The sequence below is a fragment of the Gimesia alba genome (genome assembly GCF_007744675.1).
Classification (GTDB): Bacteria; Planctomycetota; Planctomycetia; order Planctomycetales; family Planctomycetaceae; genus Gimesia; species Gimesia alba.
In genome coordinates, this window is sequence record NZ_CP036269.1 from 3,964,752 (window position 1) to 3,980,276 (window position 15,525).

General features: G+C 49.3%; 10 protein-coding genes and 1 tRNA gene. 4 read left to right on the forward strand and 7 right to left on the reverse strand.

Features of this window, described 5'->3' with window-relative positions; genetic code table 11:
- Nucleotides 1–641 precede the first annotated feature (641 nt).
- The 3 genes from Pan241w_RS14810 to Pan241w_RS14820 all read left to right on the forward strand — a co-directional run bounded on the left by Pan241w_RS14810 (nt 642) and on the right by Pan241w_RS14820 (nt 2,100).
- Complete coding sequence (locus Pan241w_RS14810; RefSeq protein WP_145217178.1) at nt 642–1,148, forward strand: MarR family winged helix-turn-helix transcriptional regulator; 507 nt, start codon at nt 642–644, stop codon at nt 1,146–1,148.
- A 14-nt stretch (nt 1,149–1,162) separates the two neighbouring features.
- Nucleotides 1,163–1,648: a VOC family protein gene (locus Pan241w_RS14815; protein ID WP_145217180.1), complete on the forward strand. Its 486-nt coding sequence runs from the start codon at nt 1,163–1,165 to the stop codon at nt 1,646–1,648.
- Nucleotides 1,649–1,785: 137 nt separating this feature from the next.
- A complete protein-coding gene (locus Pan241w_RS14820) occupies nt 1,786–2,100 on the forward strand; it encodes a DUF6959 family protein (RefSeq protein ID WP_145217183.1) in 315 nt (104 codons plus the stop codon).
- A 96-nt stretch (nt 2,101–2,196) separates the two neighbouring features.
- Here the strand turns inward: Pan241w_RS14820 and Pan241w_RS14825 are convergent, their stop codons facing one another.
- The 4 genes from Pan241w_RS14825 to Pan241w_RS14840 form a co-directional block, all read right to left on the reverse strand.
- Nucleotides 2,197–3,123 carry a hypothetical protein gene (locus tag Pan241w_RS14825; protein ID WP_197999940.1) on the reverse strand — a complete coding sequence of 309 codons (927 nt, stop codon included), beginning with the start codon at nt 3,121–3,123 and terminating at the stop codon, nt 2,197–2,199.
- A gap of 248 nt (nt 3,124–3,371) precedes the next feature.
- The gene (locus Pan241w_RS14830; RefSeq protein WP_145217186.1) at nt 3,372–4,184 is read right to left on the reverse strand and encodes a polysaccharide lyase; all 813 of its coding nucleotides are present in this window, start codon (nt 4,182–4,184) and stop codon (nt 3,372–3,374) included.
- A 97-nt stretch (nt 4,185–4,281) separates the two neighbouring features.
- Nucleotides 4,282–4,815 carry a DUF4240 domain-containing protein gene (locus Pan241w_RS14835; protein ID WP_145217189.1) on the reverse strand — a complete coding sequence of 178 codons (534 nt, stop codon included), beginning with the start codon at nt 4,813–4,815 and terminating at the stop codon, nt 4,282–4,284.
- Nucleotides 4,816–5,094: 279 nt separating this feature from the next.
- Nucleotides 5,095–5,179, reverse strand: a tRNA-Ser gene (locus Pan241w_RS14840).
- 313 nt (nt 5,180–5,492) lie between these two features.
- On the opposite strand from Pan241w_RS14840, the gene Pan241w_RS14845 reads away from it, so the two are divergent.
- A complete protein-coding gene (locus Pan241w_RS14845) occupies nt 5,493–6,146 on the forward strand; it encodes an ATP:cob(I)alamin adenosyltransferase (protein ID WP_145217192.1) in 654 nt (217 codons plus the stop codon).
- Nucleotides 6,147–6,163: 17 nt separating this feature from the next.
- Here the strand turns inward: Pan241w_RS14845 and metH are convergent, their stop codons facing one another.
- The 3 genes from metH to Pan241w_RS14860 form a co-directional block, all read right to left on the reverse strand.
- Complete coding sequence (gene metH, locus Pan241w_RS14850) at nt 6,164–9,874, reverse strand: methionine synthase (protein WP_145217196.1); 3,711 nt, start codon at nt 9,872–9,874, stop codon at nt 6,164–6,166.
- Between the two features lie 224 nt (nt 9,875–10,098).
- A complete protein-coding gene (locus tag Pan241w_RS14855; RefSeq protein WP_145217199.1) occupies nt 10,099–13,650 on the reverse strand; it encodes a hypothetical protein in 3,552 nt (1,183 codons plus the stop codon).
- 327 nt (nt 13,651–13,977) lie between these two features.
- Entirely contained in the window at nt 13,978–15,342 is a 1,365-nt protein-coding gene (locus Pan241w_RS14860) for a DUF1501 domain-containing protein (RefSeq protein WP_145217202.1), read from the reverse strand.
- Between the last annotated feature and the right edge of the window lie 183 nt (nt 15,343–15,525).

Genomic DNA, 15,525 nt, shown 5'->3' on the forward strand with positions numbered 1-15,525 from the left:
TTTACAAACATGATTTGATCCCTCAGACACCGGATAAGCCCAGAGGCACAACCAAGCCGAGCATTGCGAGCAGTAAACCAATAGATCAACAAATAAAAACAGAGCATGAATATTTCCCCCAAAACAGGAGCGTCCCTGACACAAATCTAAATCGCACAAAACATGAACGGTACGGCACGTACCGCCGTTTAATTCCGGCATATCGAAACACCAGAAAACCGTACCAGATGTCATCCAATCCCCCATAGAGAAACATTCAGCACAAGGGCACAAACCAGCATCCCCTGTAATCACATACAATCATGAGCGGCACAGCGCCAGGTCGTGTTAATGTATTTTTTCAATGTAATTCCCAGGACCGCAACCTAACCCAGATCGTTTTTTAGCCGCAGCTAACGCCGTGCGGCTGATCTTGTTTTGGGCACTTATCAGCCGGTATGACTTATTAGCCGAAGGACGTTCGCCCCGGTTCGCCCCATTTCCAAAGAGACATTTAAATTAAGAAACGCTGCCTGGCCGCCGTTTTACCCGATCACGATACTCGTATTTATTATCTTCACACATAGTATCTTGACATTAAGATATATTCCGTCTATGATTCTACTACAAAACAAAAATCCGCTGAAACAGGGCCAGACTTCATGGACAAGGACTTCATCGACCATTTAATCAGTCAATGGAAATCCGAACGACCGGATCTCGATGCTACGCCGATGGCGGTCGTCGGTCGCATTTTAAGGCTGTCAACGCACTTGGATCGACGTGTTAATGAAGTCTTGAAACCGTTCGGCCTGGCACTATGGGGGTTCGATATTCTGGCAACACTCCGTCGCTCCGGCAGTCCCTACGCCATGACACCTACGGAGCTAATGGATGCCGTGATGCTCTCATCAGGTGCCATGACAAACCGCATTGATCGTCTGGAGCAACTCGGTTTCGTTGAACGCCAACCCTCGCCCAGCGACCGTCGCTCTCTTCAAGTGAAGCTCACCAAACGGGGACGAAAAATCATCGACGAAGCTATAGCGGCCCGCTTTGAGGAAGCAGACCAGGCCCAGACTAGTCTGAAGAAACAAGACCGCAAACAACTCGCAGATCTGTTGCGGGTTCTATTAGACAATCTGGAACACAAAGACACATCATCTTAAGAAGGAGTTAAGCAATGAAAAACACTGGAAAACGCCTGGGAGAATTAGTTCTCCGTACCGAAAACGTGGAACGCATGACCGATTTTTATTGCAATGTGATCGGCCTCGAACTCTATGCCCGTTTTGCTAGTGGCAACTTTCTGAAAGTCGCTGACGATTTCGAAGGTCATCCCCAGCTACTCGCCATCTTCGATCAATCGTGGGAATTCAGCGGCCCGAAAGACATTGATCCAAAGCATGCCCAGACAAAAAACGGCTCGCTACATCATTTTGCCTTTGCCATGGAACAGCACGAATTTGACCGCGAGAAAAAGCGTCTGAAAGACCTGGGACAGAATCTACAATTCACAGAGCACAAACAATTCGGCTGGCACTCAATCTATCTACACGACCCCGATGGGAACTCTGTCGAATTCGTCTGTTACGACAAGACAATTCTCGATGAGGCAGCAAACCAGAGTGTGCGACAGCAGGCAAGTAAAACACCAGCAAAAATATGACTGCTGCATTTTCACTATAGAGAAAGAAAGACAGGACAATTCCTTAGTACAGGTTCGAACAACTTGAATCGCATTCGTGTCCTGTTCCTGTTAACCGATTTACCATCCTCGTTCTTTAATTCCCGAGTCTACGCATTATGAGAAAAGCAGAAGTCGAAATCTACTCAGACCAGTCTAATTATGCCGTCATGCGACATCCTGGCCGAAACTTCCCTGGTGCTTTAATTCAGGGAGATTCGTTGAAGATACTCTGCCGCACCGCAGACTCAGTCCGCCAGGAACTGGACAGTGGTGATTTAGAAGAAGCCAGAGCAGAACTTGATACACTCCGAGAACTACTTTGGGGGCGACTGCAACATTACCAGGCAGTCTTGGAAGGACATCACCTAGAACTGCCTTTCAGTAAAGGCATCACGCCCCAACCACCACTCGAAGAATATGATGATGAGTGATATGAGAAAATTCAGAAGATGAACTCCTCTTATAATCAAGTCCAACCTCGTCATTGAGCCAGTACATCAACCCGAGATACCAAATACCCCACTTCGTTACCGCGGTGGTCTCCCTGCGATAAGGATCATTTTTTGGTTGGCCCAAGTTAACTCTCGTCCTCCAGCGGTAAAGCTTACATCTCCACCACGGCACCGAAGTCTTCGCTTCCCATCTTTTACCAGGAAATACCAGTCAAAAGTCGTCCAATAGTCTGAAGTGTAACGCGGCGAATTGACGCGATTGTTGGTATAGAAAATAAAGTCCTTACCATCAGTTGTTTTATAGACAGCCTGCCGTTGCACACGGATAAACTGCAGCTTCCAATACTTCCGGTTCACCGGCTTCCCTTTTCCGGTGAGCACATTATCCGGTTTCTCCACAAACGCGACGCGACCAAATTGCGGGTCGAGAAAATTCACGATCACCGAACGGCCATGGAATTCATAGGTCCCGATCTTACGGTCGCCATCCAGCACGAGATTGTTCGGCGTAAAGTCACACGTCAGCCGGATAAATTTGTTGGTACCGGGAAGGACAGCCACCAACTCCCATAAATCAACAATCGAATCCTTCAATGCGATGGCTGGTTTCGTGCCAATCAATGATTCTCCTGCAGTTTTCGGCATCAGAACCGGCGCAACAATTTTGCTCTTGAGCGTGACGCCATTCATTAACACGCGCGCATGAAGATTCCAACCACCGATCCAGTTCCCTCTGTAATAAGTTCCACTTGCATGAGAGGATGCGCTTCCTTCCCTGCCAAAGTCAACCTTATCCCGAATCAAGGTCCAGGGAAGCCCTTTCGCTGTTTTACCATCTGACATCAGGGCCAGCCGACCGTTGGCATCTAGATTTCGACGATAAGTCGAGACAACTTCCCAGAGGGCGAGTTGCTCCGCTGCTAAAATAGATCCTGCTTCACAACTCAAAAAAAATATTATAATAAAGCTAAGTTGTTTTACCTGCGAACTGATGACTATCATTTAGTCCATACCTCGATCAAACTGAAGCTAATACAAAACATACCTAGATGACAACAATGTGAACATAGGACACCAAGGACCCTTTTGTCAACCATGTCATGTTTGCATACATTCCAAAAAAAGAGATTCCCGCTTCAGTAAAAATGAGGGATAATTAACATAAATCGAGCGGTCACAAAGCAAATAAACTGACAGTTTTGTGGAATCCGATCCGTTGCGGATTGGTCTCCCTGTGAGCCTGGTGGTTCTCAGTGCGAACGAGTTCTCATATCAACCACTTTCGTCGAAATCTCACTTAACAGTGAGAAGCAAGAACGTCGAGGAGCCCATGACTTATTGCTGCCACCATAAAACGTCTGAAAGAGTAGACTGTCAACGGAGATCTCTTTCGTTTGACGCCACTTCATGTTCGAGCGACGAATTACGTGTCGGAATTTGCCTGTTGAGGCATCACCGATCCATACGTCCAACGATCCATCGGCGCGACCGGGCGTATTCATGCCAACTCTGAGCCGTACCAGAACGGACTGCCCCTGCTGAAATCGAAAATCGGAGGGAAAAGGAAAACGTTCCCCATATTTTTCCGGTTGATGCATGTGATACACATACGCTTCAGCACGACCATCCGCGCGCCACATGAGTCTGGCGGAAAATCCATTCGTCCCATTTGCGCGATTACCTCCAGTAACAGACTCCGGTCCACCACACAACCCAGGCAACTTGCCTCCTTTCACCCAGTCAAAATTCTTACTGAAGGTGACCTGGTATGCCAATTCTACGGTGTCCGCTGGCTGTATCGGCGAGCGCCAGCCAATGCCTCCCTTTTCAGGCCCAATCTCTCCTACTGCATAGTCGACCCGATACGCGGCCCCGTTTTTGGTTTTCACGACCGAAAGATGTCCCTCCCGGACGCCGTCTTCATAGCGACAACCGGGCCAGTCACGCTTCCATTTTTTGACGGTGCAGACACCGAAATCAGGTCGGATAACGACTTTCTGAATCTCTTGCGCAAACGCAGGTTGAGCATTGAGCAGTATCAGTAAGACGAAAGTAACACGCATTCTTGGCCTCAGTAGAAAACGCTGCTATCGATAGCAAATATAAAGTATCGTGAATAAACAAACTTCGCTTCTTGACATCTTTTCAGAGAGAGAGGTGTTAGCTGCCACCTTCGTACTCTAGAGTATCGTCCCAATATTTCGTAAACAGGTTAGGATACTTCTCTTTTAAAACAGAAGCTGGTGGCCAATGATTTTCAACATCTGGTTCAGTTGGATATTCATAGTGCTCTTCCAGTTCTTCAACTTCACCTTCATAAGCTTCCTCGCATACATACAATAGAGGCTCGCCATTGATTTCTTCTACGGGATCATTCACGTTAATAAATGAAGCCAAATAATCCGGGTTTTCTAGAGTTCTCTCAAAACGTTCCTGCCCGTTTAAAATGATCCAATTCCTGAAATCTTCGAACACGTCATCAGAAACGTAATGGAGAATAATGTAACAAGCCTTAATAAGATCCCAAGTGTAAGCCTGATTGAGAATCACTCTATGAATATTGTGAAACTTAATCAGTTCCTCTTTACTTTTTGATGAAAGCGATTCTGCTATCGCCTCACATTGCTCGTCAGGATCAATAGAATCAGGTGATCCTGCGTTTTCAATAATGGTCCAAAATTCTTTTTCGTTCATTGACGTCACCTCGCAAATGCAACATGTGAGTTTCTTACATCGCCTTGGTCTCGCATGATCCTATTTCAGAACCAGTATGTGCAAATGCTCGATTATCTGATCGAAGAAGAGGCATTAGACCAAGTTTCTCACACCCATGATGTTGACTATGTTACTCATCGTGAACAGACACTCCAAGAGGCGATTTATAAACTCTATTCAACACGACAGAGAAAACTCGCTGGTGCAAAAGAAAAGCCGTTGTGCTGTCAGTAACAACGCAACGGCTTTCATTGGGAACGGAGAGGGGGGGATTCGAACCCCCGGTACCTTGCGGCACGCCGGTTTTCAAGACCGGTGCATTCGGCCACTCTGCCACCTCTCCAGAAGCCCGAAATTCCTTCAAGGACTGGGCTTCGGACGAGAGTATATAGTCTCGTCCCAGGCTTGTAAAGTCTCATAATTATTTGGATTTATACTTACTTCGGCCATTTTCTGCATTGATTTCCTGTGAAATCGAACAGGGAAGAAAGGTTTTTGAAAAATCAGTCGCTGGAAACCTATTCTGCCACTTACCTGACCCATTTCTTTTGCTAAAACTAGCTATCAGCGTCGATACCGTGAGATCTGACGCTCAGGCTGTTTACCTGATTCGACAAACACGTATTTAAGATATACACAACTCGAGGAAGCCCTTTATGTCGGAGCGAGGAAAAGTCCATCTGAATATGATCGTCACCAAGACCGGCGATCAGGGGGAAACATTTCTGAATGACGGCTCGCGAGTTCCCAAAACGTCCCCGAGGATCAAAGCTCTTTCACAGATTGAGCAAATCGCTGTGAAACTGGGATATTTCATTGATGCCTGTGACCTGGATGTGCTGCACCTGCCACTGCCTGAAGGATCAACATGTCAGATCAATCTGACCCAGATCGCCAACTCATTTCAACAGGAAATGTACGATCTCGGGTCTGACATCAGCACTCCCATCACAGATGATGAAACCGCGTCACGTTTTCCAATGGAAAGAGTCGAAGAGCTGACAGCTCTCATCGCTGACCTCACCCCTGCCCTCGAACCACTGGATTCGTTTATCCTGCCGCAGGGAAGTCTGCCGGTTGTGATTTCGCACGATATCAGAACCACGATACGCCAGGCCGAAATTCAAGTCTGGGAAATTGAGGAAGCCATCAACCCCGCTGTCCCTCAATACCTCAATCGGCTATCGGATTTCTGGTTTGTTTTAGGTCGGATCTTGCACTTTGACGACCAACAGTCTGATGAAGCCGAAATTAAAAAATGGGACCCCAATCAGACACACGCCCGTGGCATCCAGATCCAGAAACCCTGAGCTTCAATAAAGTTTGATTAGTTATCATCCAACAGTACCGGACGTAACCAGCGTGTGATCTCGTCCATACTCATCCCTTTGCGTTCTGCCAGCGAAGCCAGCTGGTCTTTATCAATTTTTCCTGTATGGAAATATCGCGATTCCGGATAGGAAAAATACCAGCCGGAAACGGCAGCCGCCGGATACATGGCAAAATGCTCGGTCAACTCAACGCCGATTTCGCTCTCGGCATTCAACATTTCAAACAGAGTATCTTTTTCCGTGTGGTCTGGGCACGCCGGATATCCGGGCGCCGGACGGATGCCGGTATATTCTTCTTTGATTAGTGCTTCGTTGTCCATTTCTTCGTCAGGTACGTAGCCCCAGTACTCTTTTCTGACCCGTTCATGCAAGTGTTCGGCAAATGCTTCCGCCAGCCGATCCGCCAGTGCTTTGACCATGATGCTGTTGTAGTCATCGTGGGCCTCTTCAAAAGATTTCGCCAACTCTTCAGCACCGATTCCCGCTGTGACGACAAATCCACCCACGTAATCAATCTTGCCACTCTCTTTTGGTGCAATGAAATCGGCCAGTGACATTAGTGGCTTTTCTTCCTGTCCCCGTTTGCGAATCTGTTGTCGAATGTGATGTAGTCGAGCGATGACCTTCGTACGGCTCGTATCCTCATAAACTTCGATATCATCTCCGTTCACACGATTTGCCGGCCAGAAGCCAATCACAGCGCGTGCCGTCAACAGTTTCTCGTCGATGATTTTCTTTAGCATCGTTTGTGCATTGTCGTACAACTCGCGAGCCGCCTCGCCGATGATTTCATCCTCAAGAATCTTGGGATATTTTCCGACCAGATCCCAACTGATAAAAAACGGAGTCCAGTCGATATAATTGACCAGCTTTTCCAACGGATATTCATCGAGCACTTTTGTGCCGGTAAATACAGGTGCGGGAGGCGTGTAACTCTCCCAGTCAATCTGCAGCCCCTGCTTCACCGCTTCCTCGTAAGGCACGGGAGTTCCCTGTGGTTTGCGATTGGCAACGCGTTCGCGAACCGTCACATACTCTTCTCTGATTTTTGCGACATAAGCAGCATGCTGTTCGTCCGAGATTAACGCCGCAGCGACTCCCACCGCCCGCGAGGCGTCGGGTACATAGACCACCTGATTCCGCTTGTACTGCGGTTCAATTTTGACCGCCGTATGTGCCTTGGACGTGGTCGCCCCCCCGATCATTAAGGGCAGATCCAATTCCAGACGTTCCATTTCACTGGCGACGGTCACCATCTCATCCAGTGAAGGAGTAATCAAGCCCGACAGACCAATCACATCACATTCTTTTTCGCGGGCCGTCTGCAGAATCGTCTCGCAGGGAACCATCACCCCCAGATCAATCACTTCAAAATTGTTACACTGCAAGACGACGCCCACAATGTTTTTCCCAATATCGTGTACGTCCCCTTTCACAGTCGCCATCAAAATGCGGCCGTTGGGTTTGCTCGCTTCTGTCTTTTCTTCTTCAATGAAGGGTTGCAGATAAGCCACTGCCTGCTTCATGACCCGTGCCGACTTCACTACCTGAGGCAGAAACATTTTTCCCGCACCAAACAAGTCGCCGACCACATTCATCCCGTCCATTAACGGGCCTTCAATCACATCCAGCGGCCGATTCAACTCCTGCCGTGCCAACTCGGCATCTTCCACAATGTAGGTTGAGATCCCCTTCACCAAAGCATGTTCGATCCGCTTTGTTACCGGTAATTCCCGCCAGGACAAGTCCTCTGTTTTCCCGGCTCCTGCTTTACCGTCACCTCGATACTGTTCGGCAATCTCTAATAACGCCTCGGTTCCCTCCGGGGTCCGATTCAGAATGACATCTTCGACTTTTTCTTTCAATTCTGCCGGTAAATCATCATAGACAGCCAACTGGCTGGCATTCACAATGCCCATGTTCATGCCGGCACGGATTGCATGATACAGAAACACAGAGTGAATGGCCTCGCGAACCGCATTGTTCCCGCGAAATGAAAACGAAACGTTCGAAACACCACCGGAAACACTGACATAAGGCAGGTTCTGACGAATCCAAGCTGTTGCTTCAATAAAATCAACCGCATAATTGTTATGCTCTTCGATGCCGGTTGCCACGGCAAAGATGTTCGGATCGAAAATGATATCCTGCGGTGCAAAATCCAATTGATTCACCAATAATCGATACGAACGTTCGCAGATTTCAATCTTGCGCTCTTTGGTATCAGCCTGTCCGTCCTCATCAAAGGCCATCACGACCACAGCAGCGCCGTACAGCTGACACAGACGCGCCCGTTCTAAAAACTCAGCCTCGCCCTCTTTCAGACTGATCGAGTTGACGATTGGTTTCCCTTGAATGCATTTGAGACCTGCTTCGATGACTTCCCATTTCGAAGAGTCCACCATCACCGGAACGCGGGCAATATCGGGTTCGGTCGCAACCAGATTCAGGAACGTCGTCATGGCAGCCACGGCATCCAGCATGCCTTCATCCATATTGACGTCCATGATATGAGCGCCGTTTTGCACCTGCTGTAACGCTACTTCTAATGCCGCCTCAAAATTGTCCTCTTTAATCAGCCGCTTGAATCGGGCAGAACCAGTCACGTTGCAACGTTCGCCTACATTCACAAACAGACTGTCTTTGGTCACATTGAACGGCTCCAATCCGGAGAGGCGTAACGCCGGTTCGATCTCGGGTATCTTGCGCGGCGGGTGCTTCTCCATTGCCTGAGCGATCGCTTTAATATGGGCCGGGGTCGTTCCGCAACAGCCTCCCAGAATATTCAGAAAGCCGCTACTGGCAAATTCATCAACAACCTTAGCCATCTCAGCAGCACTTTGATCGTATTCACCAAATTCATTCGGCAGACCCGCATTCGGATGTGCCGACACATATGTGTTTGACACACGCGACATTTCTTTTACATATTGCCGCAGTTCCTGCGCTCCTAACGCACAATTCAATCCGATTGAAAACGGCTTGGCATGCGAGAGAGAATTCCAGAACGCCTCGGTCGTCTGTCCTGAGAGTGTCCGGCCAGAAGCATCCGTGATGGTCCCGGAAATCATAATCGGCAGTTCGATATTTTCGCGCTGAAAATAGGTCCGTACGGCAAACACGGCTGCTTTGGCGTTCAGCGTGTCAAAGATCGTCTCGATCAGGATCAGATCAGCGCCCCCTTTGACCAGCCCGTCGATCGATTCCAGATAATTTTCGACGAGCTCATCATACGTGACGTTCCGTGCTCCCGGGTCATTCACATCCGGTGAAATTGAACAGGTGCGGCTTGTGGGCCCTAAAACCCCTGCCACCCAGCGCGGTTTGTCGGGAGTCTGCTTCGTGATTTCATCGGCGGCAGCCCGTGCCAGTTGTGCGGAAGCCAGATTTAGTTCGTGGACCAGCGATTCCATTTCGTAATCGCTCTGTGACAAACGCGTCCCGTTAAACGTGTTTGTCTCGATGATATCCGCCCCGGCTTCCAGATACTCACGATGGATTTCCTGGATGATCTGCGGTTGCGTCAGTGAGAGCAGGTCATTATTGCCGGCAATATCCATATGGTAGTCGGCAAAGCGTTCTCCCCGGTAATCCGCCTCTTTGAGCTTATGGTTCTGAATCATCGTCCCCATCGCCCCATCCAGAATCAAGATCCGTTCCTGAATGGCAGTATAGAGAGCTTCAATACGAGCAGAGCGATCGGACATACTTCTAAAACCTGTACTCTATTTTGAGAATCGTAGTGCCAGCCTGGTAAATGACAGCACCGAAACACTTGTGAATTAGTTGAATTTACGCTGTAAAACAGAACCAATGCAGACAACCACCGTCAGACTAAATAATGACACTCAGAATCGTGACCGGGGCGCGCGGCATCAGTGATGCATTCTAGCAAATCAACGAAAAAGCGAAACTGCGTGCGGCCTGCTTTTTAGGAGGCGGACTGATTCAAATCCTGTTTCGGTTCGGCACCAATCATTCCTACCAGGGCTTGCAGGTAATCTGGTGAAGAAACATGTGCCAACTGGTCCTCAATCCATTTTCGCCGCTCGGCAATCTTCAGCCGCTTCACTTCCCGGTCATAACCAGGATGGACCGCAAACTGGTCCAGATACTCCAGATGGCGCTTCAGCAACGCCGCTTCACGTTCCTGCCGCGCGACCAGGCGATCCTGATACCACTGGCTCTTCAGCAGTGATTCCTGCGTAAACAGAGATCGGACCTCGTCATCATGGATTGTATGACCCTGCCAGTTTCCATGGGCCATAATTGAAAGAATCGCCTGTAACGGAGGGCAGGCTTCTTCGTAGGAACCATCTTCAAAGTACTGTAACGCCACGCGCTGCTGTGCCTCGGCGATATACTGAATTCCGTCGACAAACGATTCCAGATCCTGCTTTTCCGGTCTGAGAATGGTCTCGTCAAATACCGAAGCTGGATTGTCAAACACACGACCAAAGAAACGGTGCAGGAACTGGTACGTAATGCGGTAGCCCAAGCGACTCGCCGGAATCGGTACCCCATTGTGTTCAAAGTCCTTTATTGGCTCCAGCAGGCCTTCCTCGATTAAATATTTCGGGTCGCGTTCCTGCGGTTGCATCCGGCACCAGATCTCCGGAATCAACAGGCTGACATCATGGTCAACACGCACATTCGGTCCAATGTGACCGGCGGCGGTCGAAAATCCGGCATAGCCTGTGAGAATAAATCCGACCAGCGCACTGTTTAAATCAGCGGCAGGACGCAGGGCATTGAACGGCCCTTTGGTCAAAGCCCCTTCACTGCCAGCCCCGGTTGTCGAAGGGCTTTTCCCGGTCAGTGAGCAAATGAAATCCATGAACAGCTCAGGCAGTTCCTGATAATGGATCGGCGAATACACGGCCAGACTGCGGATTCCTTTTTCCCGATCAGGGGGATTGTTGCGTCGTCCCAGCATCACGGCATTCACAGGATTGTGCACCGGTTCATCCGCAGGCACCGCACGGAACAGGCGCGTCGCCATTTTGGTGATATAAGTATGAAAAGGTTTGACCAGATCGGGACGAATTTGAAGATAGCGCGGATTCTTCGTCGGCTTTCCATCAATCTGACGCGGGTTCGCGGAACAGACCACGTAGCTACTGTTTGATTCCTCGGCCGCGTGCAGCATCTCCTGCATCGGCGGACTAAAGGCATCAAAATCAACCACGTATTTACTCATCTCACGCACTTGCTCAATCGAGAGTGGCTCAAAGTTGGAAATGAAATTACCCGGCCGAGACAGGTCGGCTTCCGTCTGCTTATCCAAACCGCGCACGATCGCATCATCGGGTCGCTGAAACAAACGATACTCGCTATTGATCACAAATTTGCAACTGGGGTTATTTTCGCCCTCTGCCAGGTAATTCAAGGCGCGCGACGGTACAACAACCGAAGCACTGATATCATCTTCCGTCTGAATTTTCATCGCAGCGATAAAGTCCTGCCGAACTTTGAACGTCCGCCAACCCAGCAGGGAAAACAGGCCGACCCGTAAATAGGTCCCCACCAGTTTCCGCTCGCGATATTTTAACTCATGCCCGTGCGTGCCATTCACAATATCAACGCCAAAATGGCTGGCCCATTCTTCTCCCCAACTAGTCCAATAGATCCGTTTGATAATGAAGACCAGCGCACGAATATGATCGGGAATCTTATCCAGCCACTCATTGAATTGAGGAGTATAAGCGGGAGAAGGAGTCAATAACTTGATCACACTTCCCAGCGAACGATTCATATCCAGGACGCGCCGGCTCGGGCGAAGATTGGGATGTCCTGGCGGCAAAGGTTCCAGCCAGCGATCAGAATAGTCTTTCTCGATAATCTCGCGTACGTATTCCATGTCCTCTTTGTAATTGGAAACGAACACGGGACCATACAACATGTAATCCAATAGCGATTTACTGATTTCGCTCTTCCCACCCCCGGAAACCGTACAAGGCTTATGGCAAAAGATCCCTTCGCCTGTCGTACCGACAATTCGCCAGGAAGGGGCAGCCGGGTGCTTTTCCATTCTCAGATGGTAGCCTGAAGGAGCCATATAAACGCGGCCCGGCAGGAGCGGAATTGAATGTGTTTGACCGCCCCTGGTCCAGCGAATACATTGCTCGGGCAGACTGGCGTATGCATCTTCGGGTATGTAAATCAAATCAGGATACACTCGGTCGATTCCGTATCCTTCAGGCTGACCGCCAATGTGATCGCCATAATCACGCATTACATCGTCGAACGTACGCCCATTGTATTTCACACTATTGACCTGGAAGCCTTCGCCCAGGTTATAGCTGGGATAGGCAATCGCACCGCCCGCGTGCTCTTCTTCCGCATTACCATACAAGTTGGCGGAATAGCTGATCTGAGTCTTCACTTCTTTTTTGCAATAACCAAAATAGTTATCGGCAATGAGTGTGACGATCACGCCCTCATCGGTCCGGCAGGTCATTTTAAATGCCAGGCCATCGTTATAGAGTTCGTCTTCCGACTTCCAGCACATGCTGTCTCGTTGCTGACGTTCTGTCGCATCGTCCCACTGCGGCAAGCCGAGTTCTTTTTTGGTGAGTGTTGTCAGGTGTGGTGCCAGAATGACCGCACCGGTATGCCCGGTCCAATGCATCACATCCAGACCGGCATCGTTTTCGGGAACAAACGGATCACCGGCGTTTCCAAAAATCGATTCGACAAAGTCCAGATTACTCACCAGGGTTCCAGGAGCAAAAAAGCGAACTTCCATCCGCTTCTCCGGCGTGACGCCTTTGACTTCAGGGCACACAATCGGACGCAGCAGCAGTGAGGCCCAACCGGATGCGGGCTCTTCCTGTTTCGATGTAAAAGGAAACAATTTCATTTCCTGCGGAGGCTGCATCGCATGCTGAAACATTTTGACAAAAACGGACCGCGGAACCGCGCGCTTATCTCCCGAGATTGGCAAGCCCCCTTCGGTAACGTGAAAGGTGCCGACCGTTGTACGACGATCATGCTTGGGGTTATGTAAAACGCCATTCTTCACCCGATACGACTGCACCAGGTCACTGACAAACTCATCGTCCTCAACGGGAAGCGAAAGTTCCCGCGCCAGTCCGAACCGGTCCAGTACCAGCGTTTTACCGGGTAATTTTAAATCCTGAGATCCGTCGATATCACGAAAATGCGATTGTAAAAATCCTTCAATCCGCTTGTCAGCAGGACAACGATGATTCGCCAGCAAGCGATTTTTTTGTCGATGATTTTCCAGCAACCCTTTCGCAATATCTGCGAAGGTCCGATCTGCGTCTGTCAGAGCGGCCGGATAACCATTGGCGATTAACTGCAGATTCAGATACCGTAATATTTCATCACGATCTTCGTTACAGGTGGCGTTTCCATTTTCATCAAGTCCCAATGCCTGCCGATATTGCTCGTCTGACTTATCTGAACGGTCCTTGAGCGACCTGGGAGGAGAAAGCCTAGGTACTTCGCTATTTAACATAATTATAGTTCTTCTGGTAAATGCAGATCAGGAGTATCGAATGATCCAGTTATGAGCGCACCGAGAGCGGGCAATTCTGAGTGAAATCCTGGCGCGTGATGTTTGAGCTCAGCTTAGTGTGCAGTATATTCGATATTGCGGGAAAATCAACGGTCCAAAACGACACGATTGTTCATCAGCGACTGCATTCAACGCCCCATAAGCATTAATATAGTCTTCACTTAAAAGTTTTCTTAAGTGAGCGGACTTTGCCGGATCTCTTCATGAACTCTCCTTCAGAACGCGTTCTGTTCTCTGAATCAAGAATGAACTGCTTCTGACGGAAATTTAATATAATTCACGAATCGGATGTCGACCGGCGTCAACCAGATAGCGGGGACGGCCTGACAAATCCGTAATCTGTGCGGTTTCGGTATTGATTCCCAGATTATTGAACAGTGTCGCAAAGATCTCCTGCACATGCACCGGACGATCCAGGGGCACACCTCCCACCCGGTCTGTCTGCCCAACAATTCGACCGCCCTGCATTCCACCGCCCGCCATCAGAACCGACTGTGTTCCCGGCCAATGATCACGGCCCCCTTTGGCATTGATGCGGGGAGTCCGACCAAATTCCCCCCAGACAATCACTGTCGTCTGTTCCAATAAACCTCGTTCTTCCAGATCCTGCAGGAAGACGGCCAGCGCCTGATCAAATACGGGCAAATACTTTTTGGATAAATATTGGATCGAACCTTCTCGATTCGCATGCCAGTCCCAGGCACCAAACGCCACAGTCACACACCGCACGCCTGCTTCGACCAACCTGCGGGCCATTAATAAATGTTGAGGACTTTGGGGAGCCCCTCCAAAACTTGGGTCCGTTTTTTGGAGCTTCCCATAGCGATCACGCACTGACTGAGGCTCTTTTGCCACATCCATGGCGTTTGCAAAACGACCTGAGGTCAGCATTTGAAACGCCTGCTGTTGAAAATTATCCAGTCCTTCAACGTCAAACGCCTGCTGGGTCTGTTTAAATGATTTCAGCAACGATCTGCGCTCATTTAAACGCGCGCGATCAATCCCGTTTAACACTAAGTCCGATTTCACTTCACCTTCGAGTGTAAATGGAATATGGTTAAATCCGGTAAAGCCAGGCCAGGATGGATTACCCTGCAAGTGACTCCCGTTGTTGTTATAAGGAGCGTAACTCATCTTAGGGGCGGCATCGACATAAGGAATCATCCCCTGCTTGCCCGGCCCCAGAAGCTCAGAAACAATGGAACCGAATGCAGGCCAGCCTCCAGCAGGTTCGCCATCTTCATTCCGTCCCCCGGGACGCCCCGTATAACACTGGAACGATTCATGTCGATTTTCCATGCCAACCAATGTACGAACGACAGAGAACTTGTCTGCGATCGCAGATAACCGCGGCAGCAATTCGCAAAACTGAACGCCCGGAACTTTGGTCTGGGTTGGTGAGAAGGAGCCGCGAATCTCACTCGGAGAATCTGGCTTGGGGTCGAACGTCTCAAATTGCGTCGGCCCTCCGGGCAGATAGATCATCACGACCGATTGCTGACTATTTTTCTGAGTCAGCCCGGCCTGCAATGGAGTCCACCAGGGAAGTGATAACCCTCCCACAACACCAGCCGCGCCCGCCTGCAGAAATTGACGACGTGTAAAATCAATCTGAGATAAAACCCGATTCATAAGTCCTCTCCTATATGTATGCTAAAAGTTACCAGACTAGAATTCCTTTCTCAACCCCAACTGATTTCAAGAAAACGACTTGAATGAAATGGATCCAGGCTATGTCAGGTTCTGTCATAGACTCACATGGCAACAGATCCCCCTGATCATTTGAATTTACTTCAAATTGCTGAGGTTTATTCC